The organism is Spirosoma humi (genome assembly GCF_054776575.1).
In genome coordinates this window covers 1-22335 of sequence record NZ_BAAHBR010000002.1, presented here as the reverse complement: position 1 = coordinate 22335, position 22335 = coordinate 1, and the positions used below count along the sequence as shown (strand labels likewise).

Below are 22335 nucleotides of genomic sequence, written 5' to 3'. Positions count from 1 at the left end.
GACCTGTATCGAAAAACAAACTAACATGCAGTTAACGAATCGCTCCAAACAAGTCAGCAATAAGGAAATGACGCTGGCCGAGAAGATGTACCTACCTGCCATCGTAGGCGGGCTGGCCATCACGATCAGCCACTTTTTCCGCAAAAAACCTACGATTCAGTATCCTGAGGTAAAAAAATACCTGGGTCCCATTTATCGTGGTCACCATGTATTAAAGCGTGATGAGCAGGGTCGGGAACGTTGCACAGCCTGTGGGTTATGCGCTGTTGCCTGCCCCGCCGAAGCCATATCGATGGTGGCGGCAGAACGCAAAAAGGGAGAAGAAGGATTATACCGGGAAGAAAAATACGCAGCGGTTTACGAGATCAATATGCTCCGTTGTATTTTCTGCGGTCTGTGCGAAGAAGCCTGCCCCAAACAAGCCGTTTATCTGCGCCATGACCGAATGGTTCCGGTTTTCATGGAACGTGAAGATGTCATTTTTGGGAAAGATAAGCTGGTCGAGAAAATGGACGACCGGTATATCCGGATTGCCAATTCCGAAGTGCAGACCACCCCAACCGAACCAAGCCTAACACGGGCGGCTACCTAGCCGCCCGTTGTTTCCCTACCATTCTCTATTCGATTGAGCTATGACTGAATTCATTACCTTCTTCAAAACGTTGACCCCAACCGGCTATCTGTTTCTGGGTTTAACGGTCCTTACGCTGTTCAGCGCGATTGGTGTTGTAACCGCCCGAAATCCTATTTATAGCGTCCTGGCGTTAATCGCCACATTCTTCTGTCTTTCGGGCCATTACATCCTGCTGAATGCCCAGTTTTTGGCAGCGGTGAATATAATTGTCTATGCTGGTGCCATCATGGTCTTATTTCTGTTCACGATCATGTTTTTGAACTTGCGGAAAGAAGACGAAGAGTCGAAAACGAATCTGACCAAAATGGCTTCAGTGGTTGTAGGCGGTATATTGATGATTATGCTGATCACAATTTTCCGCGCTAAAAGTGCTCAAGTGCCAACGGTAAGCCCCGCAACTTTCAGTAATAAAACAGGACTAGTGGAAAACCTGGGTCAGCTACTATACAGCGACTACATTTTGCCTTTCGAATTAGCCTCTGTACTATTTCTGGTAGCGATGGTGGGCGCAGTTATGCTTGGCAAACGTGAAGCAGGTGACCGCCATTTCTAATGATCGGGTCTTTCTAATTTATTCATTAATTTGCATTCAAAAGCCGCTCATGGGAGCGGCTTTTTGTTTTCCGGAACGTCTGATACTTGTAAGTTGCACATATCAAAAGAAAATAGTATGCTTGCATAATAATGTGCAGATCACGTGTAATTTTTCGACTAAGAAATAAGTTATTGCCTTGAGATGTCCGCTTAATCAGTAAATCAACATCGCATTTTTATGGACGCATACATTGTAGCCGGATACCGTACAGCCGTGGGTAAAGCACCACGCGGAGGTCTCCGTTTTACCCGCCCTGACGATATGGCGGCTGAAGTGATAAAGCATTTATTAAGTCAGGTCCCTTCGCTTGACCCGGCTCGTGTTGAAGACCTTATTGTTGGTAACGCTGTGCCCGAAGCTGAGCAAGGCATGCAGATTGCCCGCTATATTGCCTTGCTTTCGCTACCTAATAGTGTCCCCGGTATGACAATCAATCGTTATTGCGGCTCTGGGCTGGAAGCGATTGCCATTGCCTCCGCCAAAATTCACGCTGGCTTGGCCGACTGTATTATTGCTGGTGGCACAGAATCCATGTCGATGGTGCCAGTCATGGGCTGGAAAACAGCGCTCAACTACGAAATTGCCAAAGCGCATCCCGATTATTACATTGGCATGGGCCTTACTGCTGAACAGGTTGCTCAGCAATTCAACATTAGCCGCGATGCGCAGGATGAGTTTGCCTATGCTTCCCACCAAAAAGCGCTGGCAGCTCAGAAAGACGGAAAGTTCACGGACGAAATCGTCCCTATCAAGGTAAGCGAAACGTATTTCGACGCAGAAAGTAATAAAAAGAAAACCCGCGAATGGACGGTTACACAAGACGAAGGTCCTCGTAAAGATACGAGTGCTGAAGGCCTGGCTAAATTAAAGCCCGTATTCGCGGCTGGTGGATCCGTTACGGCGGGTAATTCATCGCAAACTTCCGACGGAGCCGCATTTGTTGTCGTGATGTCCGAACGTTTGGTCAATGAGTTGAATCTACAACCCATAGCGCGCATGGTATCCTATGCGACAGCCGGTGTCGAGCCTAAAATTATGGGTATTGGACCTGTTGCGGCTATTCCCATCGCGCTGAAGAAAGGTGGACTCAAACAGGATGATATTGATCTTATTGAATTAAACGAAGCCTTTGCGGCTCAGTCCTTAGCCGTTATTCAGGAATTAGGGCTCGATCCCGGTAAGATAAATCCAAATGGTGGTGCTATTGCGCTGGGCCACGCCCTTGGTTCAACGGGTGCGCGACTGTCGGTGCAGCTACTCAATGAAATGCGCCGTCGGGATCAGAAGTATGGGATGGTTTCTGCCTGTGTCGGTGGCGGTCAGGGTGTTGCCGGAATTTTTGAGCGGCTTAATTAAATGTCGTAATGTTTTTTGAACCGGATACTGGCTTCCAGTATCCGGTTTTCATGTTAAAAGGGTTTTCTGAATACGTTTGCCTTTCTGGAAATCGGTAGGATTGTTTACACAGAAAATATTATTAGTATGCTTGCATACTACTTTCGAATTGATTTTATTTGTTAACGAATTAGTATGCAAGCATAATAAACTCTTTTCAATATGATCGCGGCAGAACCTAAAGCTTCCCTGAAAGGGGGCGAATTTCTGATCAAAGAAACGCAGGCATCACAGGTTTTTATTCCTGAAGAATTTACCGAAGAGCAGCAGATGATTGCGGCTACCTGCCGCGAATTTCTGGAGCGAGAAATTTGGCCACGTCTGAATGAAATTGATAATGCTAAATCGCCGGAACTAATTTCATCATTAATGGATAAAGCAGGTGAACTAGGTATTCTTGGCACTTCAGTCCCTGAACAATACGGCGGCTTTGGCACGAATTTCAATACCTCTATGCTGGTCGCTGAAGTGACGGGGGCAGGTCATTCATTTTCAGTGGCGTTGTCGGCTCATACGGGTATCGGCACGTTACCGATTGTCTACTATGGCAATGAAGATCAGAAGTCAAAATACCTTCCAAAGCTGGCATCCGGTGAGTGGAAAGCTGCTTATTGCTTAACAGAGCCCGATTCCGGGTCAGATGCTAACTCGGGGAAAACCAAAGCAACATTGTCCGAGGATGGTTCCCATTATGTGCTAAATGGGCAGAAAATGTGGATTACCAACGGTGGTTTCGCTGATGTCTACATTGTCTTCGCCAAAATTGACGATGATAAAAACCTGTCAGCTTTCATTGTCGAGCGTGGTTACGAAGGTATCACGATGAACGAACCGGAGCATAAAATGGGGATCAAAGGCTCCGACACCCGCCAGATTTTCTTCAATGACTATAAAGTACCCGTCGAAAACCTGTTATCAGAGCGTGGTAACGGCTTCAAGATCGCCGTTAATATTCTCAATATCGGTCGGATCAAGCTGGGTATTGCTGCGGTAGGCGGTTCGAAAGAAGTGATCAATAACGCCATTCGCTATTCGAATGAGCGGAAACAATTTAAAACGGCTATTTCTCAGTTTGGCGCGATCAAGCACAAACTAGCCGAGATGGCCCTGAAAGTATACGCGTCCGAAACGGCTTCTTATCGGGCTGGCCAGAACATCGATGACCTGATCGAAGATCTTAAAAGCCAGGGCCTGGATGACGCTTCGGCCAAGTTAAAAGCACTGGAGCAGTTTTCTATTGAGTGTGCCATTATGAAAGTGCATGGCTCAGAAGCCCTGGATTATGTCGTTGACGAAGGTGTTCAGGTATACGGCGGTATGGGCTATTCGGCCGATGCCCCAATGGATCGGGCTTACCGCGACGCACGTATTAACCGGATTTTTGAAGGTACGAACGAAATTAATCGGATGCTCGTCGTGGACATGCTGCTGAAGCGCGCCATGAAGGGTGAACTTGACTTAATGGGACCGGCAATGGCCGTTGCCAAAGAGATCATGTCTATTCCCGATTTTAATGCGGAGGAAGAAGAAGGCGAATTTGTGGCGGAGAAAAAAGTTATTCGGAACCTGAAGAAAGCTGCCTTGATGGTGGCGGGTGCTGCTGTGCAGAAGTTCATGATGAACCTCTCGAACGAGCAGGAAATTTTGATGAACGTGGCCGATATGGCTATTGAAATCTACGTAGCTGAGTCAGTTTTGTTAAGGGTTGAAAAGCTCATCGGTATCAAAGGAGAAGAAGCCGTTGCCCTTCAAAAGCAGATGGCGCTGGTTTATCTGCACGAAGCAGTTGAGAAGGTCAATAATTCCGGACGGTCGGCGATTACGTCGTTTGCGGAAGGCGATGAGCTACGCGGCATGCTGATGGGCTTGAAACGGTTTACGAAAATAGACCCAATGAACCTTAAAGATGCGCGTCGCCAGATTGCCGACGCGATGATTGCTGAGAATAAATATATTTTCTAGGAGTAGCTTAATTAACCTACAATAACTTGGCACCGAAACTGGTAGAAAATCCGGCTTCGGTGCTTTTTTTTATGACTCCAACGCCTGTTTAACCAACAAGGTATCAATGAGTCTATTCAAACGGCTATTCATGAAAAATCAAGACTTCAACTCCCGGCGCACGTTTCTACGTAATCTTGGTGCAGGTGCCTCGGCCTTGTCATTACCGCTTCTTGGCTATGGCGAGACGCTTTCTTTGCAGAATGGGCAGAGCCGAATTTACTCACTGGCCAATAATCTCGACAAGGCAGGTCTATCGCAGCCGGGTCGCAAATTGGGTATCGCGCTGGTCGGCCTGGGAAGTTATAGCAAAAATCAGCTAGCTCCGGCCTTGCAATTAACCCAGAACTGCCGTCTGGCCGGCATCGTGACTGGTACGCCTGCCAAGGCCGACGAATGGATGAAGAAGTATAATATTCCAAAGGAAAATGTCTATGACTACAAAACCTTTGACCGGATTGCCGACAACAAGGACATTGACGTAGTGTACGTTGTACTGCCCAACTCCATGCACGAGGAGTATGTGATTCGCGCAGCGCAGGCGGGAAAACACGTCATTTGTGAAAAACCACTGGCGATTATGCCCAAAGCCTGTCAGAACATGATTGACGCCTGTAAAAAGGCAAACAAACAGTTAGCTGTTGGCTACCGGCTGCACTACGAGCCATTCACGAAAGAAGTGATTCGACTTGGCCAGGAGAAAGTGTTTGGAGCGGTCAAGTTTGTAGAAAGCAGTGATGGGTTCCGCATTGGTGATCCAACGCAGTGGCGGATGAAGAAGTCCATGGCGGGTGGTGGCCCTCTTATGGATGTTGGGATCTATGCCATTCAGGGTGCACGGTACGTAACGGGCGAAGAGCCGATTTCGGTAACCGCTCAGTTTTCACCTAAAACCGAGCCCGATAAATTCAAAGACGTTGAAGAGACCATGTTCTGGCAGTTCCAGTTTCCGAGCGGAGCCGTTTCCAACTCAACGACAAGCTATACCGCGGGTGTAGAGCGGCTTAGGGCTTCCTGCGAGAAAGGCTGGTTCGAGTTATCGCCCGCTTTTGGCTATGGTCCACTTAAAGGAATGACCAGCAAAGGGCCAATCGAACAACCGGTTGTCAACCATCAGGCCGCCCACATGGATGGCGTTTGTAAAGACCTTCTCGATGGAAAACAATTGCCCGACCACGTTACCGGTGCTGAAGGCCTACGCGACGTCAAACTCTTGCAGGCTGTTTATCAGGCCGCAGAAACAGGCAGAAAAATAAATTTGAAGGCATAAAACGACCCAGCCCAGCTAGTAACGTAAGCTTCTATACTACACGTTACTAGCTGGGCTGAATAAAAAGTCAAAAAGACGGATAATGTTATTCTTGTTGTAGTGATTGCATCAGCACCTGGGCTTTCCGGATATTCGTGTTCAGTCGATCTGTTTCAATGAGGCCATCGCGGAGTCGAATGATACGGTGGGCGTATTCGGCTATATCTTCTTCGTGGGTAACCATGATTACCGTGTTCCCCTTGCTATGAATCTGGTCAAAGAGGTCCATAATTTCGTAGGATGTTTTGGTATCGAGATTACCCGTTGGCTCATCGGCGAGCAGAATACTTGGGTCGTTGACCAGCGCCCGAGCAACGGCCACCCGTTGCCGCTGTCCACCCGAAAGCTCGTTTGGCCGGTGGCCAGCCCGGTTTTCCAACCCAACATTTTTCAGGGCCATCATTGCCTTTTCAGTGCGGTCGGCTTTGCTATAACCCGCATAAATGAGCGGCAGGGCCACGTTTTCAAGCGACGTTTGGCGGGGTAACAGGTTAAATGTCTGGAAAACGAAGCCGATTTCTTTATTTCTTACCTCAGCCAAGTCGTTTTCACGCATGCTACTCACGTCCTGATTGTTCAGAATATACTGACCCGAGGTCGGTGAATCCAGACAGCCGACTATGTTCATCAGCGTAGACTTCCCCGAACCAGATGGGCCCATAAACGCTACATACTCCCCCTTCTGAATACTAATGGTAATGGTCTTGAGCGCGTCGACAACTTCAGTACCCATAACATAACGTTTGGCAATACTGCGGGTTTCAATAATATTCATAGTTCGGCAAGGCTGAATAAACAAATCTACTTTATTGTAGAAACTTCTCTCTACTCTTTTCGATTGACGCTAATTTTTCCTGATAAGTCGCCATAAATGCCTGATAATCGGTGGGAGTTGTAGCCGCCCGGAGTTTCGTCAGGCCACTTTCTGCATAATCGGGCAAGCTTAACGCCAGACACAACGTAATGTATGTTTTGAGCAGATCAGCATTATCTTCGTTGAAGGGAAGGGCCGTCAAGACGAGGTCGTATGCCGGTTTCGTTTGGTTTTTCTGCTGGGCAAGTTGGGCAGCCGCCGTAACGATCCGAGCGTTTAGGGGCGCGAGCTGAAGCGCTTGCCGATACATTTTCTGCGCCAGATCGATGCGCCGGATACGTTCGTACGTTTGTCCTAACCAATAATCCCGCTCAGCCTGATGCTGCGGCAGGATAAACTCCCTGGCCATCGTTTCCGCTGAACCAACACTCCGTCGGAAAGCCGATAAACGAATGGCTGCCACATTTCGCAGCGAGGTCGCGATAGGGCTTACCTGTTTGGCACTGGGCAAGCCCGACAACACCAACTGCGCGTTTCGCCACTGCATTTGATCAAGGTAATCGTCTATCAGGGCAACGCCCGCCACTGTTTTCAGGCTGGGGTCCAGAATGGTCTCCCAGTTGGCTCCCCGGTTGAGATCATCGATTCGGTACATGGCGTAAAACGCCTTTTCCAGATCCGTTTTTGGCTGGCGTTCCTGATAAAGTACTTGCTTCAAAGCCGCCACAGCGGAATCATTTTTGGCTGATATTTCCCAAAATGACTGCGCCAGGGCAGGATCATGGGCTTTGGTATAGGCCACGGCCCGATAGTAGATCGACGTGGTATCTGAATTTGAGCCGAATGTGTCGGCTGCCTGATGGTACAGTCCCTGCTCCAATAGCCATAAGCCCGTTATGGATCGATAGGCCGGGCCGTTACGCTGATCATTCTCCGCCAGTTGACTCAACAGGCTAAAGGCAACGGGCTGATTATGTCGCTTGTATTCGCCCACCGCACGGGCGAGTAACAAATCGTCCGTAAAATCCTGGTTGATAGGATTTTCTGATAGACGCTGAAGTCTACCCGTTATGGAGCTGTCAGGATTTTGTTCGGCTAGTGTGTAGTTGTATAAGCTGGCAAAACGTCCAACGCTTAAGCCTTGCTCAGCCGCTTCGGTCGACAGCCAAGTGGGTTTAGCCACTTGGGTAATGTTTCCAAATGTGATCAGCTGAAGAGCGAGGGCGTTGGCCTGATATGATTCGTGAGACAGATCTTTCCTGTCCGAAAGCAAGCTTGAATCGGCCGACAGAATCTTAGGATTACGGGCGTAAAGTGCCAACAGATTCGATTCGGGTATCTCATCTCGACCTGCTTGCGTCGTTGCCGATTTTAAATAATAATAAGCCGAGTCGGCTACGCTTGTCCGGGCGTACAGGAATCCAAGATTATTCCGTAGCTCACCACTTTGGGGAAATGCCCGAATACCCCGCTGGAGTGCTTTTACGGCCTCAAAAAATAAGTTTGTCTGCAGGTATATCTGGCTTAGTCCCGCATAATCCTGGGGGTTTGGTTGTTTCAGAAGTGCCTGCTGAAAAAAGAATGCAGCCGCCGTTTGATTGTTCTGCGACAAGGCCAGCGAGGCCAGCGCATAGTTCGACTTATGGTTCTGAAACTCCTGCTCCAGGGCAAGCTGATAAAATGCATTGGCAGATCGGGGCTCATTGGTAGCCGTGTACAGATCGCCCAGCCCGTTAAAATAGCCCGCTATACTCTGTCGAAAAGCAATGGCCCCGCCCGACGCGATCAACACAACGACCCCAAACACGCCCACTACCCGAAACAAGCTTAACTCAAGTCGTTTGGGTTTGTAAAGAATCCGATAAACGGGCAGATTCTGTTGAAAGATTGGCCAGAAATTTATCAGAATATAGGCCACAAAAGCCACGCCCATCGCCAGGTGCGTATAGACAATCACATCCTCGAACATCTCTACCAATGGATCGTTGGCCGTAGCGAAAGCGTAACCGATCGTGAGCGTGGTGAGTAACGCCATCCCCAAATAGAAATAGGCCCCGGCATCCCGAAATGAGAAGGCCTCCTGCTGTTCGATCAACCGTCGAAAACCCCATACGCCCAGCGTGACGGAAATAAGATAAAGCACAAATGGGCTGATAGCCAATACATCCCAGTCAATAGACTTGGTGTTTTTAAGCCAGATGAGAACTAGATTGATTAGGTATAAAAAACTGATAAACAGAAAGTTATTCATCCCCAGAACCCGCCGTTGGCCAGATGGGCCGTCAGATGTTTCTGAACGGTCGGCCGATGTTAGCCAAACCAGCCCGGCAATAATTTCGGTAGCAATGAAGAAAATAAACCCGATACTAAAAACCAGTAGCACCGGCATTCCGTAACTCACAACGACCAAAGCCGGGAATTTTACGGGCGACAATATACCCAGAACCCCCACGATAAGAGCGGTAAGAGCTACGAAGACACCTGCCCGAAAAATAAGGGTAAAATCTGGCCGGAACGCATGGAAGTAGTAGCTGATTGACCCGAAGACAAATGTCAATAGCAGAAACAGGTAATTGTTGCTCAGCCCTGGTATGTCGAGCATTTCCCACCGAAAGAAAGCTAAACCGAGTATGAGCACAGCCATACTGATCAGGTAGCGTATCCGGCTAAACCGGGTAATGGCACTCATCAGAAGCACAAACGAAAGGCATATACCAACCAAGAAGCCTGTGGCTACGGGCGGCCGCACCTGCATACCCGAGGGAATAAATTGTTCCGAAACGGCATATGCTTTTCCATCGACAGCGTAGTCGAGCAAGCCGTCGGAGAAGCGATGAAACGTAATAGGCAGTTCATTAAGCTCACTTAGTACATCCCAGTGAACAACATTACCAAGCCCCTTCGACCAGACAACAGCCAGTGCGACAATACTGACAATGAAGATAATGAGGCTAAACAGATAGGTAAGCCGATGCGGACGGCTCCAATCTTTCCAGAAAAATAAGGATGACATGAAAAAGAAACGCAGTTAGCGCCGGGTTAGTGTCGCTAAACGACATAGGTTTTTCAAAAGCTATCCCCTACCCGTCATCTTTGTCAGTTTCAGCAGCTTCTCCGCAACCTCGTCTGTCAGTTGACCGGAATTCAAACGCCATTGCCAACTCCGTCCACCCGCACCGGGCGTATTCATCCGATTTGTTTCGTCGAGGTTGAGAACGTCCTGAATGGGAAGGATCGCCAACCGCGCCACCGACTGCATGGTCAGGCGGCAAATCTGGTCTACGACATTCTTTTCCGTTATCTCGATACCAATGTATTCGTTTAATCGCTGGCGAAGTTCGTCGTCGGATTCCCGGAACCAGCCTAGTGTTGTATTGTTGTCGTGCGTACCCGAGTACACAACAAAATTTTCGGAGTGGTTGTGTACGGCATAGGTAGATGTCGGCATATCCTCACCAAACCCGAACTGAACAACCCGCATACCCGGAATACCGTAGTGACGCAGATACGCCTGAATCTCGGCTGCTTTAGCGCCCAGATCTTCACCTATAACGGGTAACTGCACAAATTGCCGGTGCATGGCGTGCATGAATGCTTCAATCGGTGCTTTAACCCATTCGCCCACTTTAGCCGTCGGTTCACCAGCCGGGATCTCCCAATAAACGGCAAAGCCCAGAAAATGGTCCAGTCGGGTTAAACTGTACAAGGACATCTGGTGCCGCAACCGGCGCATCCACCAAGCAAATCCGGTGCGTTCATGCTCGGCCCAATCGTAAATAGGGTTGCCCCAGCGCTGGCCATCTTCACTAAAATAGTCGGGGGGGGCACCAGCCACGAACAGTGGCTGAAAATCGTCATCCAGCTTGAACAGAGTCGGGTTCGACCAAACATCGGCGCTATTCAACTGGACGTAGATAGGGATATCACCCATAAGGTGAATTTTCCGGGCATAGCAGTAAGCGATCAGTTCATTCCACTGCCGCATGAAAAAATATTGCAGCACTTTAATTATTTCGATTCGATCGCGCAGCAATTCCCGCTGCCGCTCCAGTTCAGCGGGCTCGCGCCGTACAATAGCCGCAGGCCATCGTATCCAGAAAGGCTCGCCCGTTGCCTCCTGCAACGCGGAGAAAAGCGCGTAATCGTCGAGCCAATCGGCTTGCCAGCTACAAAACCGGTCATAGTCACTTTGTTGACCCGGTGTTGATTCACGCAGAAACGTTTGGGCAGCCTGCTCCAGCAAGGGCCGCTTTTTAATCCAGGCGGCATGCAGTGCAGACGGAGCCGTTGTGAGGGGAGCCGCTATAATGGTGTCCGCGCCATCGTCCAGTGTTTCAGAGACTTCCGTTATAATGACATCACGAATGGGTTGTTTATTAAAGACCGCTAACTCCTCCGGGTCCAGCAACCCCTCGTCCGCCAGTTTTTCAAGGCTAACCAGTAAGGTGTTACCTGCGAAAGCCGATGGGCTGCTGTAGGGCGAAAAGCCAGCACCCGGATCAACGGGTGTTAAGGGTAAAATTTGCCAGTAGGTCTGTCCAGCTTCGGCCAGAAAATCGGCAAATCGATAGGCTTCAGGTCCTAAATCGCCAACGCCGTGGGCCGAAGGCAGTGATGTGATATGGAGCAGTAAGCCACTTGAACGTTGTTGCAGCATGAAAAGAAAAGTTGTGAGTCAACAGCAATGAGCTGTGTATACGGGTCTTAGTTCGTACTTCATCCCCATTTGTGCATGAGACAAACTCCATGCATACACCTCATCAATGGATACAAATTGTCATGGGATGTTCGTACGCCATCAGTAGCAGCCGAACATCAGCCAACCATAGACTTGTTTTTGTACAAATCCGCTCGAAGCCGCTTTTGTTTACTTTTTATCGTAAAAACCTTATTGCCAAACCTATTCCGGTAAGAATCAGCGCGAAAATGACTGGGCCGATCCTTGACCTTACGCAGTTTTTCTCCTACTTTTGCAGTCCCAAACGATGGGCAACATATAATTAAAAGAATATCTTATACAAATGAGTACGGCAACGGCAGTCAATACGGGTAAGATTACGCAAATAATCGGGCCGGTCGTGGACGTGAGTTTCGAGGGCGAAGGCTCACGGATTCCCGCCATCCTGGACGCCCTCAAAGTAACTAAAGCCAATGGACAACAGGTCATTCTGGAAGTTCAGCAACACCTCGGCGAAGACCGTGTTCGGACAATCGCGATGGACTCGACGGATGGTCTATACCGTGGTATAGATGTTACTGACCTTGGCCATCAGATTACGATGCCAACGGGTGAAGGTATCCGGGGTCGGCTTTTCAACGTCGTTGGCGAAGCCATTGACGGCATTCCACAGCCTACCACGACGGGAGTTGGCCTACCCATCCACCGTGCTGCACCAAAATTTGAAGACCTGGCGACTTCGACCGAAGTTCTGTTCACCGGTATTAAAGTGATCGACCTGCTGGAGCCGTACGCGAAAGGTGGTAAAATCGGTCTCTTCGGTGGTGCCGGTGTTGGTAAAACTGTATTGATTCAGGAATTGATCAACAATATCGCCAAAGCCTATGCAGGTCTGTCTGTATTTGCGGGTGTAGGCGAGCGTACCCGTGAGGGAAATGACCTGCTGCGTGAAATGATCGAAGCGGGTATCATCCGGTATGGTGACGCGTTCAAACATTCAATGGAAGAAGGCGGATGGGATCTGTCGAAAGTTGATTTGGCCGAAATGACCAACAGCCAGGCGACATTCGTGTTTGGTCAGATGAACGAGCCACCGGGAGCACGTGCCCGGGTAGCCCTGTCAGGTCTGACCATTGCTGAGCACTTCCGCGATGGCGACGGTGAAGGCGAAGGCCGTGACATTCTGTTCTTCGTTGACAACATTTTCCGCTTTACGCAGGCAGGTTCTGAGGTATCGGCTCTTTTGGGTCGTATGCCATCAGCCGTAGGATATCAGCCGACGCTGGCTACTGAAATGGGCGTCATGCAGGAGCGGATCACATCGACCAAACGGGGTTCGATCACATCGGTACAGGCCGTTTATGTACCTGCCGATGACTTGACTGACCCGGCTCCGGCTACCACCTTTGCTCACTTAGATGCTACGACCGTATTGAGCCGTAAAATCTCCGAGCTGGGTATCTATCCAGCCGTGGATCCACTCGATTCTACTTCACGGATTCTGTCGGCCGAAATTCTGGGCGACGAACATTACAACACAGCGCAGCGCGTAAAAGAAATTCTGCAACGCTACAAAGAATTGCAGGACATTATCGCCATTCTGGGTCTGGAAGAATTATCGGAAGAAGACAAATTGATCGTAAGCCGCGCCCGTCGGGTACAACGCTTCCTGTCGCAACCGTTCTTCGTAGCGGAACAGTTCACCGGTTTAAAAGGTGTTCTTGTCCCTATCGAAGATACGATCAAAGGCTTTAACCAGATCATTGACGGTAAGTATGACCACTTGCCTGAAGCGGCATTCAACCTGGTTGGTACAATTGAAGATGCTGTTGCCAAAGGCGAACGGCTTCTGAAAGAGTCCGGCCAGTAGATCGTTACGCTCTGAACCTAGTCGGCAAATAGCTATTTACTTGCCGACTAGGTTATAGGTTACCTTCCTTTCCTCTCTCAATTCAAATTAGTTTGGTAGTTAAAACAAATCTGTTTTATGAAAACGATTCGATTGAGGGTTGGAATAACCCTTTTGGCAAGCAGTCTGACGATTGCCGCCATGGCTCAGGTTACGACACCGGCCACCCCCTCAGCACCAACCTCACCAACGGTGGGTGGCGCGATTAAGGATACATCCTTTTCGGCTGGGGTAGCCGCTTCAGCGCCGGTACAGGGCGATGCCAATGCGACGGATACTCATTTAGACAAGGCCGTGGCCGCTCTGGATAAGGGCGACAAAGCTACGACAACGCAGGAACTTCAGGCGGGTATTAGTGGCCTGGAAGCTGAAGCACAAGCTAAGCCCACATCGTTCAAAGACAAGTTGCTGGCTCAGGCGAGTAAGCTAAAAGCATTGCTTCCTCTGATTCCAACCGGTGCCTTAGGCAGTGGTGTTTTAGGAAAAGCGGTCAGTCTGGCTAAACTTGCCTCAGGGGGTAATAAGCTGGAAGGCATTTTAGCTGCTGGCTCTTTACTGGGGAAAGGCAGTCAGCTAACGAGTGGCTTGTCGGGTATCGGTAGTGCGTTGTCAGGGCTGGGCGGTAGTTCATCATCGGCAGGCAAATCGTTGCTATCAACAGCTATGGCAACCGTTGGTAAACTTGACCAGGGCGGACTGGTAGCCAAAGCGGCTGAACCTGCTGCGAAAAGCGAAATCAGTAGCTTACTTAATTTTGTAAAAGGAGCTTTATAAAAAGATGTATGATGTATGATGTGTAGTATATGACGAGTATTTTCGATTATATATCATACATCATATATCATACATCATACATCTTTCTTGTATGACAGTAGACATTATCACGCCCGACCGTAAAGTTTTTTCCGGGGAGGCCAATGCCGTTACATTTCCAGGTACCCAGGGGCAATTCCAGGTTTTAAACAACCATGCGCCCTTAGTCAGTACGCTCGATAAAGGACAAGTTGTCGTGCAAACCGCTTCGGGTCAGCAAACCTTCACGGTTGATGGTGGCGTCGTTGAAGTACTTCAAAATAAAGTACTCGTTCTTGCCGAAGCGATAGTACTCTAAGCAATACCTCTTTTTGGTTGAAAGCGATTCACTTTATCCAGGTGGACCGCTTTTTTTATTGATCCTTCATCTCCTGCTATCTTTGATACGTAGTTCTTTACCGAAAACATGACCACCAAACCGTTTATTGTCGGCATCACCGGCGGCAGTGCTTCAGGGAAAACGTCTTTTCTAAAAGGTGTTCTCAACGCCTTCAACAGTGACCAGATTTGCCTGATTTCGCAGGATAATTATTACCTCAGCCGCGATGTAATTCCGGTAGACGACCAGGGAATACATAATTTCGACCTACCTGAAACGATTGACCATCACCTCTACGCACAGCATATCGGCCAGCTTAGTAAAGGCGAAACCATCGTTCAGAAAGAATACACCTTCAACAATCCGAATATCGTCCCGAAGATGCTGACATTTCAGCCCGCGCCAATCATCATTGTCGAAGGCATCTTCGTTTTTCACTTCCGTGAACTGGCCGACCAAATGGATTTAAAAATATTCATCGATGCCAAGAACAGCATCAAACTCGAACGGCGCGTGAAACGAGACGCGGAAGAACGTGGCTATGACCTGGACGACGTCATGTACCGCTGGAAATACCATGTTAAACCCACCTACCGGCAATTTATCAAACCCTACCGTGCCGAAGCCGACATTGTGATACCTAACAACAACCATTACCAAAAAGGGCTGGATGTGGTCATTCAGTTTCTGAAAACAAAAGTGTAATGCCTTGGTTCAGCATTCCTACATTCTGTCCGCATAGCAAGCAGAAGTTATGCAGACAGAATGTGGGAATGCTGAACTACGACGTTACGCCTATTTCAATTACTACCCCATCACTCTCTGGGTAACCGGTACAGGTGAGTACCCAGCCTTCCCGGAGGTCCCGCTCCGTCAATACGTCGTTGATCGTCATGTGGACGCTTCCCGATTGGCAACGGGCTACGCAGGTTGAGCAGCGTCCACCCCGGCAACTGTAAGGTAACGCGATCCCTTCATCCAATGCGGCCTGTAAAATAGATTTATACGCTGGCACCTGAATATCGACCTCACGGGTTTCGGCCTCGCGTCGCCGGATACGGAGCAATACCGTCCGATCCTGGGCAATAAGGGGCGGAGGGGTTAAAACAACCGGTTCAATGACGAAATTTTCCCGGCGAATCTGATCTGGACGAAACCCACTGAAAACAATGGTGAATTGGATCATCCGCATGTAATCGGCAGGACCACAGGTGTAGAAGCCAAGCGTTCGCGGATCCGATGCACCCACTAAATCGGGCAGCAATCGCTCAAGCATTACATTATTTAATCGTCCACGCAGGCCGGTCCAGTCCTCAGCGGGATCACTTAATAAGTTCAACAGCCGAAACCGATCAGAGTACTGGCGCTGAAGATCGTTGAGTTCATCCCGAAAAATAATGGTTCGTTCTGTGCTGTTGCTATACAGCAGTGTTATGCGCCGGTGCGGTTCCGTCCATAAAACTTGTTTGATTATGGCGAACAACGGTGTTATGCCACTGCCCGCCCCCAACATAACCAGATCGCCCGGCAGGTTTTCATCGAGAATGAAACGCCCTGCCGGATGCAGACTGGTCAACACATCTCCGACCCGCAACGTATCGAGCAAATAACGCGAAATCTCTCCATTCTGAATTCGCTTAATCGTCAGGCGTAGCCGCTCGTTTGCCGCCGAACTAAGCGAGTACGATCGACGGACTTCATGCCCATTATGCAACAGCAGGAGTGTCAGAAATTGGCCGGCACGATGCTGAACGGGTCGACCGTCCACAGACTCAAGAAAGTAGCTTTTGGCATCTGACGTCTCTGAATGAATACGAACAATACGGAGCTGAAGAAAATCGTCGGTCATGAACAGGTCGGCTTTATGCCAAAACTAATCAAATGAGGGTTGTTGTTTGAAAGCCCGACTGATTTACTGAAATTCGCCCCACTTGCCATTTGCGCTGTTTGCTGGCCCGACAATTTTTTATCTTTTATCATCCAGGCTGCCTTGAGTCGCAACCGGAATTATTCTAACCTGATGTCGACGGAATCCGCGGGGTTGTTCCTGATACCGTGACATTTTAGCCACATTCGTTGTTTACTATAAAATCGTTTGTAAAACCACCAATGGAAGCACTCCTGGAAGAAGTTCAACGTGTAGGGTATGTGAATAAGCCCGTTGCTGAAGACATAGATTTAGTGGCCGAAATCAATCGGCTCAAGAAAGAAAAGAATGCGGTTATCCTCGCACACTATTACGTAGATGGGGCCATCCAGGATATAGCCGACTACATTGGCGATAGCCTTGGTTTATCACAGCAGGCAGCCGCGACACCCGCCGATATGATTGTATTCTGTGGTGTACATTTCATGGGCGAAACGGCCAAGGTCCTGTCGCCGGAGAAAAAAGTAGTTATTCCCGACCTCAACGCGGGTTGTTCACTCGCCGACTCGGCCCCGGCCGACAAATTTGCCGAGTTTAAAGCGCAGTACCCCGACCATATTGTGCTGTCGTACATCAACTGCTCGGCCGAAATAAAGGCATTATCGGATATTATCGTCACCTCGTCCAATGCGCTAAAAATCGTCGAGAGCTTACCCAAAGATCAGAAAATTATTTTTGCGCCCGACGCCAATCTTGGCCGTTTTGTAGCGAAGAAAACGGGTCGTGAGATGGTACTTTGGGATGGCGCCTGCATTGTCCACATCGACATTTCGCTGGAGAAACTGCACAAGCTCAGGGCTGACTACCCGGAAGCGAAGTTTATTGCTCACCCCGAGTGCCAGGAGCATATTCTGAGCGAAGCCGATTTTGTAGGCTCGACAACTGCCTTGCTCAAATATGTGGTCGATAGTCCCGAGCAAACATTCATTGTGGGAACCGAAGCGGGTATTCTGCACAAGATGAAGGAAGCAGTGCCGCATAAAAAGATCATTCCGGCACCGGCCAGCCAAAACAACACCTGCGCTTGTTCGGAGTGCCCTTATATGAAGATGAATACCATGGAGAAGGTTTACAACGCCATGCTCTACGAACAACCGGAAATCATTGTCCCGGAAGATGTGCGGGTAAAGGCATATGAATCCGTAGCGCGGATGCTGGAGTTGAGTAAGTAGTTAGCGTGAATACAGGTTAACGGTTAACAATCATCAGAACTATGAACTGGCGAGAGTATATTGTATCAGACCCAACAATTATGTTTGGTAAGCCTGTCATTAAAGAGACACGTATTCCAGTTGATTTAATGTTGGAGAAATTGGGGAAGGGCGAAACAATGCATCAGTTGTTAGACTCATACCCGTGCGTTACTGAGGAAGCTATATTTGCCTGCTTTCTGTTTGCGTCGGAAACCGTAAGAAATGAAGTTGTCTATGCTCAAGCGGGATGATTACTCGTTTGTTGCCGATTAGGCATTAGACCCGCCAAATAAAACACCAATGCCCCATCAATTCGATTTTCTAGTTATTGGCTCCGGTATTGCGGGCCTGAGTTACGCCACCAAGCTGGCCATGCACTTCGAGAAGTTGCAGCAGGACATTCGCATCGGTGTCATCACCAAAGTGCAGGCCGACGAAACCAACACTAAATACGCGCAGGGAGGTATCGCAGCTGTTTGGTCGGAGGATGACTCGTTCGAAAAGCATATCGAAGACACGATGGTGGCAGGTGATTTCTTGAGTGACCGGCACATTGTCGAGATCGTGGTGAACGAGGGCCCCGGCCGCATTCAGGAATTGATCAGCTACGGCACGCGCTTCGACAAAGAACACGATGGCGACGAATACGACCTGGCCAAGGAAGGTGGGCACTCCGACTTTCGAATACTCCATTTCAAAGACATCACCGGCGCGGAAATTGAGCGGGCTCTGCTCGAAAAGGCAAACTCGCTGAAATCAATCGAGATATTTACTCATTTCTACGCTGTTGAACTGATCACCCGGCACCAGCTTGGCGAAACGGTTCATCGGTACGATACCGACAACAAATGTTTCGGAGCCTATGTGCTGAATACACAAACCGGTAAGGTTGAGCTGTTTTTGGCCAAAACGACGCTCCTTGCCACGGGCGGTATCGGCAATATATACCAGAACACAACCAATCCCAACATTGCTACCGGCGACGGCATTGCGATGGCGTACCGCGCCAAAGGGATAGGAAAGGACATGGAGTTTATCCAGTTTCACCCCACCGCGTTGTATGAACCGGGCAAGAAACCCAATTTCCTCATTTCTGAAGCCGTACGCGGTTTTGGGGGCATTCTTCGTACGCGCAAAGGGGAAACCTTCATGGAAAATTATGACCCGCGCCTGTCGCTGGCCCCGCGCGACATTGTGGCTCGTGCCATCGACTCCGAGATGAAAAAGGCCGGTGATCCCCACGTTTATCTGGACGTAACCCACTGCGACTACGAGAAATTTATTGAACACTTTCCCAACATCACGGCCTACTGCCGCGACCATCTGGGGCTCGACTTACGGAAAGACTACATCCCGGTTGTACCGGCGCAACACTACCTCTGCGGAGGGATTCGGGTGAACGAATGGGGCCAAACGAATATCCAGTTTCTGTATGCCGTGGGAGAATGCTCCTGCACCGGCCTGCACGGCGCTAACCGACTGGCATCGAACTCGTTGCTCGAAGCCGTTGTATTTGGCCACCGGGCCTACGAGAAAACCGTCGAGTTACTCGATCAGGCCGTTTTACCCGACAATATTCCAGCCTGGAACGATGCCGGTACAACTCACCCCGAAGAACTGGTACTAGTCACCGAAATGAAAAAGGAGCTGGAGTCGATCATGTCCAACTATGTCGGCATTGTGCGAACCAATCGGCGTTTGAAACGAGCTTTGGATCGGCTGGAGCTTATTTACCTGGAACACGAAGAGCTTTATCGTCAGTCAAAGGTATCGGTGCCTATTTGCGAACTTCGAAACATGATTGAAGTAGCGTATCTGGTTATTAAAATGGCCATGGCGCGTCGCGAAAACAGTGGTCTTCACTTTAATCTGGATAATGTGAAGTAACCTGCAGAACCGCTTCCGGCCGTTCCGTACTTTTACCTTTCAGCAACTCATCATGGTAGTTTCCACAGAGCGGCACCAGTGTTTTACCGATGGTAAGCTGGTGCCGCTTACTTTTTCAATCCAGTCGGGTATAGGAACGTCCTCAACTTTGGGAGGACATGGGCAAAATTTGGGACGATGTCAGTACCTTTGGTCAACCTCAATGTAGCGTTATCGTCTATGGCAGCTCCTCATCAGGTGGTTTTGCAGACATAAAATACCCTAGACGAAAACGTACGGATTAGGCCTCTACACATAGGGAATCCATGAACCAGCAAGACATCATCGACTTCATCAATCAAAGCGACAGTCCGAAAATCAAATATGCATTTACTGATATCGACGGCGTGTTGCGGGGCAAAATCATTCACCGCCAGAAATTTCTGGACGGTTTGACCGATGGCTTTGGTTTTTGTGATGTTGTTTGGGGATGGGATTTGGCCGATGCACCCTATGACAATGGAAAAACTACCGGCTGGCACTCTGGTTACCCCGATGCGCCGGTTCGCCTTGATCTGACCACCTTTCGCCAGATTCCCTGGGAAGACAATATTCCTTTTTTTATCGCAGATTTCAGCCCTGGTTCGACTGGCCAGCCTAACCCGTATGCCTTGGCTGCCTGTCCGCGTAGCCTGCTTAAACGCATAGCGGGTCAGTGTCAGGATATGGGCTTTCATGCCGAGTACGCCCAGGAATTTGAGTGGTTCAATTTCCGGGAAACCCCCAGAAGCTTGCAGGATAAAAATTTCCAGCAACTGGAGCCTCTCACCCCTGGCATGTTCGGGTACTCCATTCTGCGTCCTTCGCTCGAGAGTCAATTCTATCACGATCTATTCGATTTACTGGCGCAGTATGACGTTTCGCCCGAAGGCCTGCATACAGAAACCGGGCCGGGGGTATATGAAGCGGCCATCATGCACGATGAGGTTGTCCGGGCGGCCGACAAAGCCACTCTTTTCAAAACGGCTGTTAAAGAAATTGCCTACCGGCATGGTATCGTAGCTACATTTATGGCGAAGTGGAATGCCGATTTACCCGGTTGTAGCGGCCATGTCCACCAAAGCCTCTGGAATCCGGAACAGACGAAAAATCTGTTTTATGACCCTGCCGCCCCCAACCACATGAGCGAACTGATGCGCCAGTTCATAGCCGGGCAGTTATACTGCCTGCCTCATATTACACCCATGTTTGCACCAACCGTCAATAGCTATAAACGGCTGGTAGAAGGCGCCTGGGCACCGACTACAGTCACTTGGTCGATTGATAATCGAACAACGGCGCTCCGGGTTCTCAACCATAAGGAAGCCTATACCCGCGTGGAGCACCGGGTATCGGGTGCCGACACGAACCCTTATCTGGCCATTGCCGCATCCCTGGCATCCGGCCTGTACGGTATCCGCCATAAGCTATCGCTCGACATCCCGGCTTCGGTTGGCAATGGATACACTGACACGAGCAACGGCACTTTGCCTAGAAATCTGGCCGATGCTACCGAGGTTATGGCAAATTCATCGGTAGCGACTGAACTGTTTGGTTCAGAGTTTGTTGACCACTTTACCCGTACGCGCGACTGGGAATGGCGACAGTATATTCGGCAGGTGAGCGACTGGGAATTGAAACGATATTTTGAAATTATTTAATGCGTCTCGTTGATTATTCATCTATTATAAAAAAAGCCTGGGCAGAATTTGATGGATCGGTGCAAATACAGACCATCGAAGACATTAGCGCTAAGGTTTCGACCAATCACGTTTTCAGAGTTACGTTTGAAGATGGTGATCGTATTATTGCCAAGCTCTCCTATTTCGGTACCTACGAACAGTTTCTGGAAGATCATCGGATCATCCACGCGTTAGCCAATAATCTGCTTTACCCATTCGAAAACGTACTGGCGAAATCACTGGTCCGGGACGGCCAGGTATATACCTATCGGCACAAAGACGGTTTTCTAGACGCCTGGGTTGTATTCTATAACCCCATTCGGATCCAGTTGAAATTACCCCGACGGCTGGAAGAACACCACATTCGAATGCTTGGCCGGGAGGTAGCCCGATTCCATAAAGCCTGTTCCCGCGTTAGTCCGGTATTGCCTAAATCCAGCAAAACGTTACGCTCAGACATCTGGGATTTGCTCGACTTGCTGGAAACCGAAACCGGTCAGTTTGAACACCGGATGCATACCGATGAATTGAAACGGCAGTGTGAGCTGTTCCTGGAAAATCGGCAGAAACTGGTTGCCAAATCGGTTGAAACCATGCCTGTTTTTGTGGATTGGAACATCGGCAATTTTTCCGTTACCGATAACCTTGAGCTGTATTCTCGCTGGGATTATGACTGGTTCAGAATCAGCTACCGGGTCATGGATTTCTATTTCTTTAGCCGGGTTGTTTCCAATGCAGGCGACCGAACGGTGTTTAGTTATGTCATCGGACCGTTGATGGAGGACCGCTTTTTATTATTCCTGAAGGAATATCATCGGGTGTTTCCATTGACAGAAAGTGAAATTCGTTTTCTGCCCGAAGCTTATCGCTTCTTCATACTCAATTACGTCATCAAATACGGTCGTTACTTTTTCCACCGAACCTATTCGATTAAACTTCAGCAGGAGGCCTACGACATTTATTTCCCCTCAATTGAGACATTCGATGCCGATAAAATTCTGAAAGCATTAGGCATATAATTACATCTCTGGCCCGTTTGACTGAGTAGTTATTTATTGAAGTTGTCTAAAGTTATGGGCTGATCGAATGCAAAACGGACCACAGAAGTTGATTGGGTGTCGAATCCATCTTACTTACCGTAGTCCGTGCAATTGCTCAGCG

Annotated in this window: 18 protein-coding genes; 14 read left to right on the top strand and 4 right to left on the bottom strand. The window is 49.1% G+C overall.

All coding sequences use genetic code 11. From position 1 onward, the window contains the following. Positions 1–25 precede the first annotated feature (25 nt). From ACYU8Y_RS01955 to ACYU8Y_RS01935, 5 genes are all read left to right on the top strand, one after another. Positions 26–592, top strand: a complete 567-nt coding sequence (locus ACYU8Y_RS01955; protein ID WP_460933653.1) for a NuoI/complex I 23 kDa subunit family protein — start codon at positions 26–28, stop codon at positions 590–592. A 40-nt stretch (positions 593–632) separates the two neighbouring features. Then, positions 633–1187, top strand: coding sequence for an NADH-quinone oxidoreductase subunit J family protein (locus ACYU8Y_RS01950; RefSeq protein ID WP_460933651.1), 555 nt, complete (start codon positions 633–635; stop codon positions 1185–1187). Between the two features lie 219 nt (positions 1188–1406). After that, entirely contained in the window at positions 1407–2585 is a 1179-nt protein-coding gene (locus tag ACYU8Y_RS01945) for an acetyl-CoA C-acyltransferase (RefSeq protein WP_460933649.1), read from the top strand. 201 nt (positions 2586–2786) lie between these two features. Beyond that, positions 2787–4586 (top strand): acyl-CoA dehydrogenase family protein, encoded by a 1800-nt coding sequence (locus tag ACYU8Y_RS01940; RefSeq protein ID WP_460933647.1) that lies wholly within the window; start codon positions 2787–2789, stop codon positions 4584–4586. Between the two features lie 130 nt (positions 4587–4716). Beyond that, positions 4717–5895 (top strand): Gfo/Idh/MocA family protein, encoded by a 1179-nt coding sequence (locus tag ACYU8Y_RS01935; RefSeq protein WP_460933645.1) that lies wholly within the window; start codon positions 4717–4719, stop codon positions 5893–5895. 85 nt (positions 5896–5980) lie between these two features. Here the strand turns inward: ACYU8Y_RS01935 and ACYU8Y_RS01930 are convergent, their stop codons facing one another. The 3 genes from ACYU8Y_RS01930 to malQ are packed head-to-tail and all read right to left on the bottom strand — an operon-like array spanning position 5981 to position 11405. Next, positions 5981–6709 carry an ABC transporter ATP-binding protein gene (locus ACYU8Y_RS01930; RefSeq protein ID WP_460933643.1) on the bottom strand — a complete coding sequence of 243 codons (729 nt, stop codon included), beginning with the start codon at positions 6707–6709 and terminating at the stop codon, positions 5981–5983. A 31-nt stretch (positions 6710–6740) separates the two neighbouring features. Beyond that, positions 6741–9761, bottom strand: a complete 3021-nt coding sequence (locus tag ACYU8Y_RS01925; protein WP_460933641.1) for a tetratricopeptide repeat protein — start codon at positions 9759–9761, stop codon at positions 6741–6743. Between the two features lie 60 nt (positions 9762–9821). Then, positions 9822–11405, bottom strand: coding sequence for a 4-alpha-glucanotransferase (malQ, locus tag ACYU8Y_RS01920; RefSeq protein ID WP_460933639.1), 1584 nt, complete (start codon positions 11403–11405; stop codon positions 9822–9824). 364 nt (positions 11406–11769) lie between these two features. Here malQ and atpD point away from each other — a divergent pair, with 364 nt between their 5' ends. The 4 genes from atpD to udk all read left to right on the top strand — a co-directional run bounded on the left by atpD (position 11770) and on the right by udk (position 15172). Further along, a complete protein-coding gene (atpD, locus tag ACYU8Y_RS01915) occupies positions 11770–13296 on the top strand; it encodes a F0F1 ATP synthase subunit beta (RefSeq protein WP_460933637.1) in 1527 nt (508 codons plus the stop codon). A 117-nt stretch (positions 13297–13413) separates the two neighbouring features. Beyond that, positions 13414–14109 (top strand): hypothetical protein, encoded by a 696-nt coding sequence (locus ACYU8Y_RS01910; RefSeq protein WP_460933635.1) that lies wholly within the window; start codon positions 13414–13416, stop codon positions 14107–14109. 91 nt (positions 14110–14200) lie between these two features. Then, positions 14201–14446: an ATP synthase F1 subunit epsilon gene (gene atpC, locus ACYU8Y_RS01905; protein WP_460933633.1), complete on the top strand. Its 246-nt coding sequence runs from the start codon at positions 14201–14203 to the stop codon at positions 14444–14446. 108 nt (positions 14447–14554) lie between these two features. Continuing rightward, positions 14555–15172, top strand: coding sequence for a uridine kinase (gene udk, locus ACYU8Y_RS01900; RefSeq protein ID WP_460933631.1), 618 nt, complete (start codon positions 14555–14557; stop codon positions 15170–15172). Between the two features lie 76 nt (positions 15173–15248). On the opposite strand, the gene ACYU8Y_RS01895 is transcribed toward udk, so the two are convergent. After that, positions 15249–16316 carry a 2Fe-2S iron-sulfur cluster-binding protein gene (locus ACYU8Y_RS01895; RefSeq protein ID WP_460933629.1) on the bottom strand — a complete coding sequence of 356 codons (1068 nt, stop codon included), beginning with the start codon at positions 16314–16316 and terminating at the stop codon, positions 15249–15251. Positions 16317–16576: 260 nt separating this feature from the next. On the opposite strand from ACYU8Y_RS01895, the gene nadA reads away from it, so the two are divergent. The 5 genes from nadA to ACYU8Y_RS01870 all read left to right on the top strand — a co-directional run bounded on the left by nadA (position 16577) and on the right by ACYU8Y_RS01870 (position 22193). Next, positions 16577–17566: a quinolinate synthase NadA gene (gene nadA, locus ACYU8Y_RS01890; protein ID WP_460933627.1), complete on the top strand. Its 990-nt coding sequence runs from the start codon at positions 16577–16579 to the stop codon at positions 17564–17566. Positions 17567–17607: 41 nt separating this feature from the next. Then, positions 17608–17838, top strand: coding sequence for a DUF433 domain-containing protein (locus ACYU8Y_RS01885; protein WP_460933625.1), 231 nt, complete (start codon positions 17608–17610; stop codon positions 17836–17838). A 49-nt stretch (positions 17839–17887) separates the two neighbouring features. Beyond that, complete coding sequence (nadB, locus tag ACYU8Y_RS01880) at positions 17888–19474, top strand: L-aspartate oxidase (protein ID WP_460933623.1); 1587 nt, start codon at positions 17888–17890, stop codon at positions 19472–19474. 305 nt (positions 19475–19779) lie between these two features. After that, complete coding sequence (locus ACYU8Y_RS01875; RefSeq protein WP_460933621.1) at positions 19780–21153, top strand: glutamine synthetase family protein; 1374 nt, start codon at positions 19780–19782, stop codon at positions 21151–21153. Continuing rightward, on the top strand, positions 21153–22193 hold the full coding sequence (locus ACYU8Y_RS01870; RefSeq protein WP_460933619.1) for an aminoglycoside phosphotransferase/kinase family protein: 1041 nt from the start codon (positions 21153–21155) through the stop codon (positions 22191–22193). Before ACYU8Y_RS01875 ends, ACYU8Y_RS01870 begins: the two co-directional genes overlap by 1 nt. Positions 22194–22335: the final 142 nt, after the last annotated feature.

What these genes read in the sequence shown, in the direction of transcription:
- ACYU8Y_RS01955 (WP_460933653.1), top strand. Translation starts at nt 26, where the DNA reads ATGCAGTTAACGAATCGCTCCAAACAAGTCAGCAATAAGGAAATGACG.
- ACYU8Y_RS01950 (WP_460933651.1), top strand. Translation starts at nt 633, where the DNA reads ATGACTGAATTCATTACCTTCTTCAAAACGTTGACCCCAACCGGCTAT.
- ACYU8Y_RS01945 (WP_460933649.1), top strand. Translation starts at nt 1,407, where the DNA reads ATGGACGCATACATTGTAGCCGGATACCGTACAGCCGTGGGTAAAGCA.
- ACYU8Y_RS01940 (WP_460933647.1), top strand. Translation starts at nt 2,787, where the DNA reads ATGATCGCGGCAGAACCTAAAGCTTCCCTGAAAGGGGGCGAATTTCTG.
- ACYU8Y_RS01935 (WP_460933645.1), top strand. Translation starts at nt 4,717, where the DNA reads ATGAAAAATCAAGACTTCAACTCCCGGCGCACGTTTCTACGTAATCTT.
- ACYU8Y_RS01930 (WP_460933643.1), bottom strand. Translation starts at nt 6,709, where the DNA reads ATGAATATTATTGAAACCCGCAGTATTGCCAAACGTTATGTTATGGGT.
- ACYU8Y_RS01925 (WP_460933641.1), bottom strand. Translation starts at nt 9,761, where the DNA reads ATGTCATCCTTATTTTTCTGGAAAGATTGGAGCCGTCCGCATCGGCTT.
- malQ (WP_460933639.1), bottom strand. Translation starts at nt 11,405, where the DNA reads ATGCTGCAACAACGTTCAAGTGGCTTACTGCTCCATATCACATCACTG.
- atpD (WP_460933637.1), top strand. Translation starts at nt 11,770, where the DNA reads ATGAGTACGGCAACGGCAGTCAATACGGGTAAGATTACGCAAATAATC.
- ACYU8Y_RS01910 (WP_460933635.1), top strand. Translation starts at nt 13,414, where the DNA reads ATGAAAACGATTCGATTGAGGGTTGGAATAACCCTTTTGGCAAGCAGT.
- atpC (WP_460933633.1), top strand. Translation starts at nt 14,201, where the DNA reads ATGACAGTAGACATTATCACGCCCGACCGTAAAGTTTTTTCCGGGGAG.
- udk (WP_460933631.1), top strand. Translation starts at nt 14,555, where the DNA reads ATGACCACCAAACCGTTTATTGTCGGCATCACCGGCGGCAGTGCTTCA.
- ACYU8Y_RS01895 (WP_460933629.1), bottom strand. Translation starts at nt 16,316, where the DNA reads ATGACCGACGATTTTCTTCAGCTCCGTATTGTTCGTATTCATTCAGAG.
- nadA (WP_460933627.1), top strand. Translation starts at nt 16,577, where the DNA reads ATGGAAGCACTCCTGGAAGAAGTTCAACGTGTAGGGTATGTGAATAAG.
- ACYU8Y_RS01885 (WP_460933625.1), top strand. Translation starts at nt 17,608, where the DNA reads ATGAACTGGCGAGAGTATATTGTATCAGACCCAACAATTATGTTTGGT.
- nadB (WP_460933623.1), top strand. Translation starts at nt 17,888, where the DNA reads ATGCCCCATCAATTCGATTTTCTAGTTATTGGCTCCGGTATTGCGGGC.
- ACYU8Y_RS01875 (WP_460933621.1), top strand. Translation starts at nt 19,780, where the DNA reads ATGAACCAGCAAGACATCATCGACTTCATCAATCAAAGCGACAGTCCG.
- ACYU8Y_RS01870 (WP_460933619.1), top strand. Translation starts at nt 21,153, where the DNA reads ATGCGTCTCGTTGATTATTCATCTATTATAAAAAAAGCCTGGGCAGAA.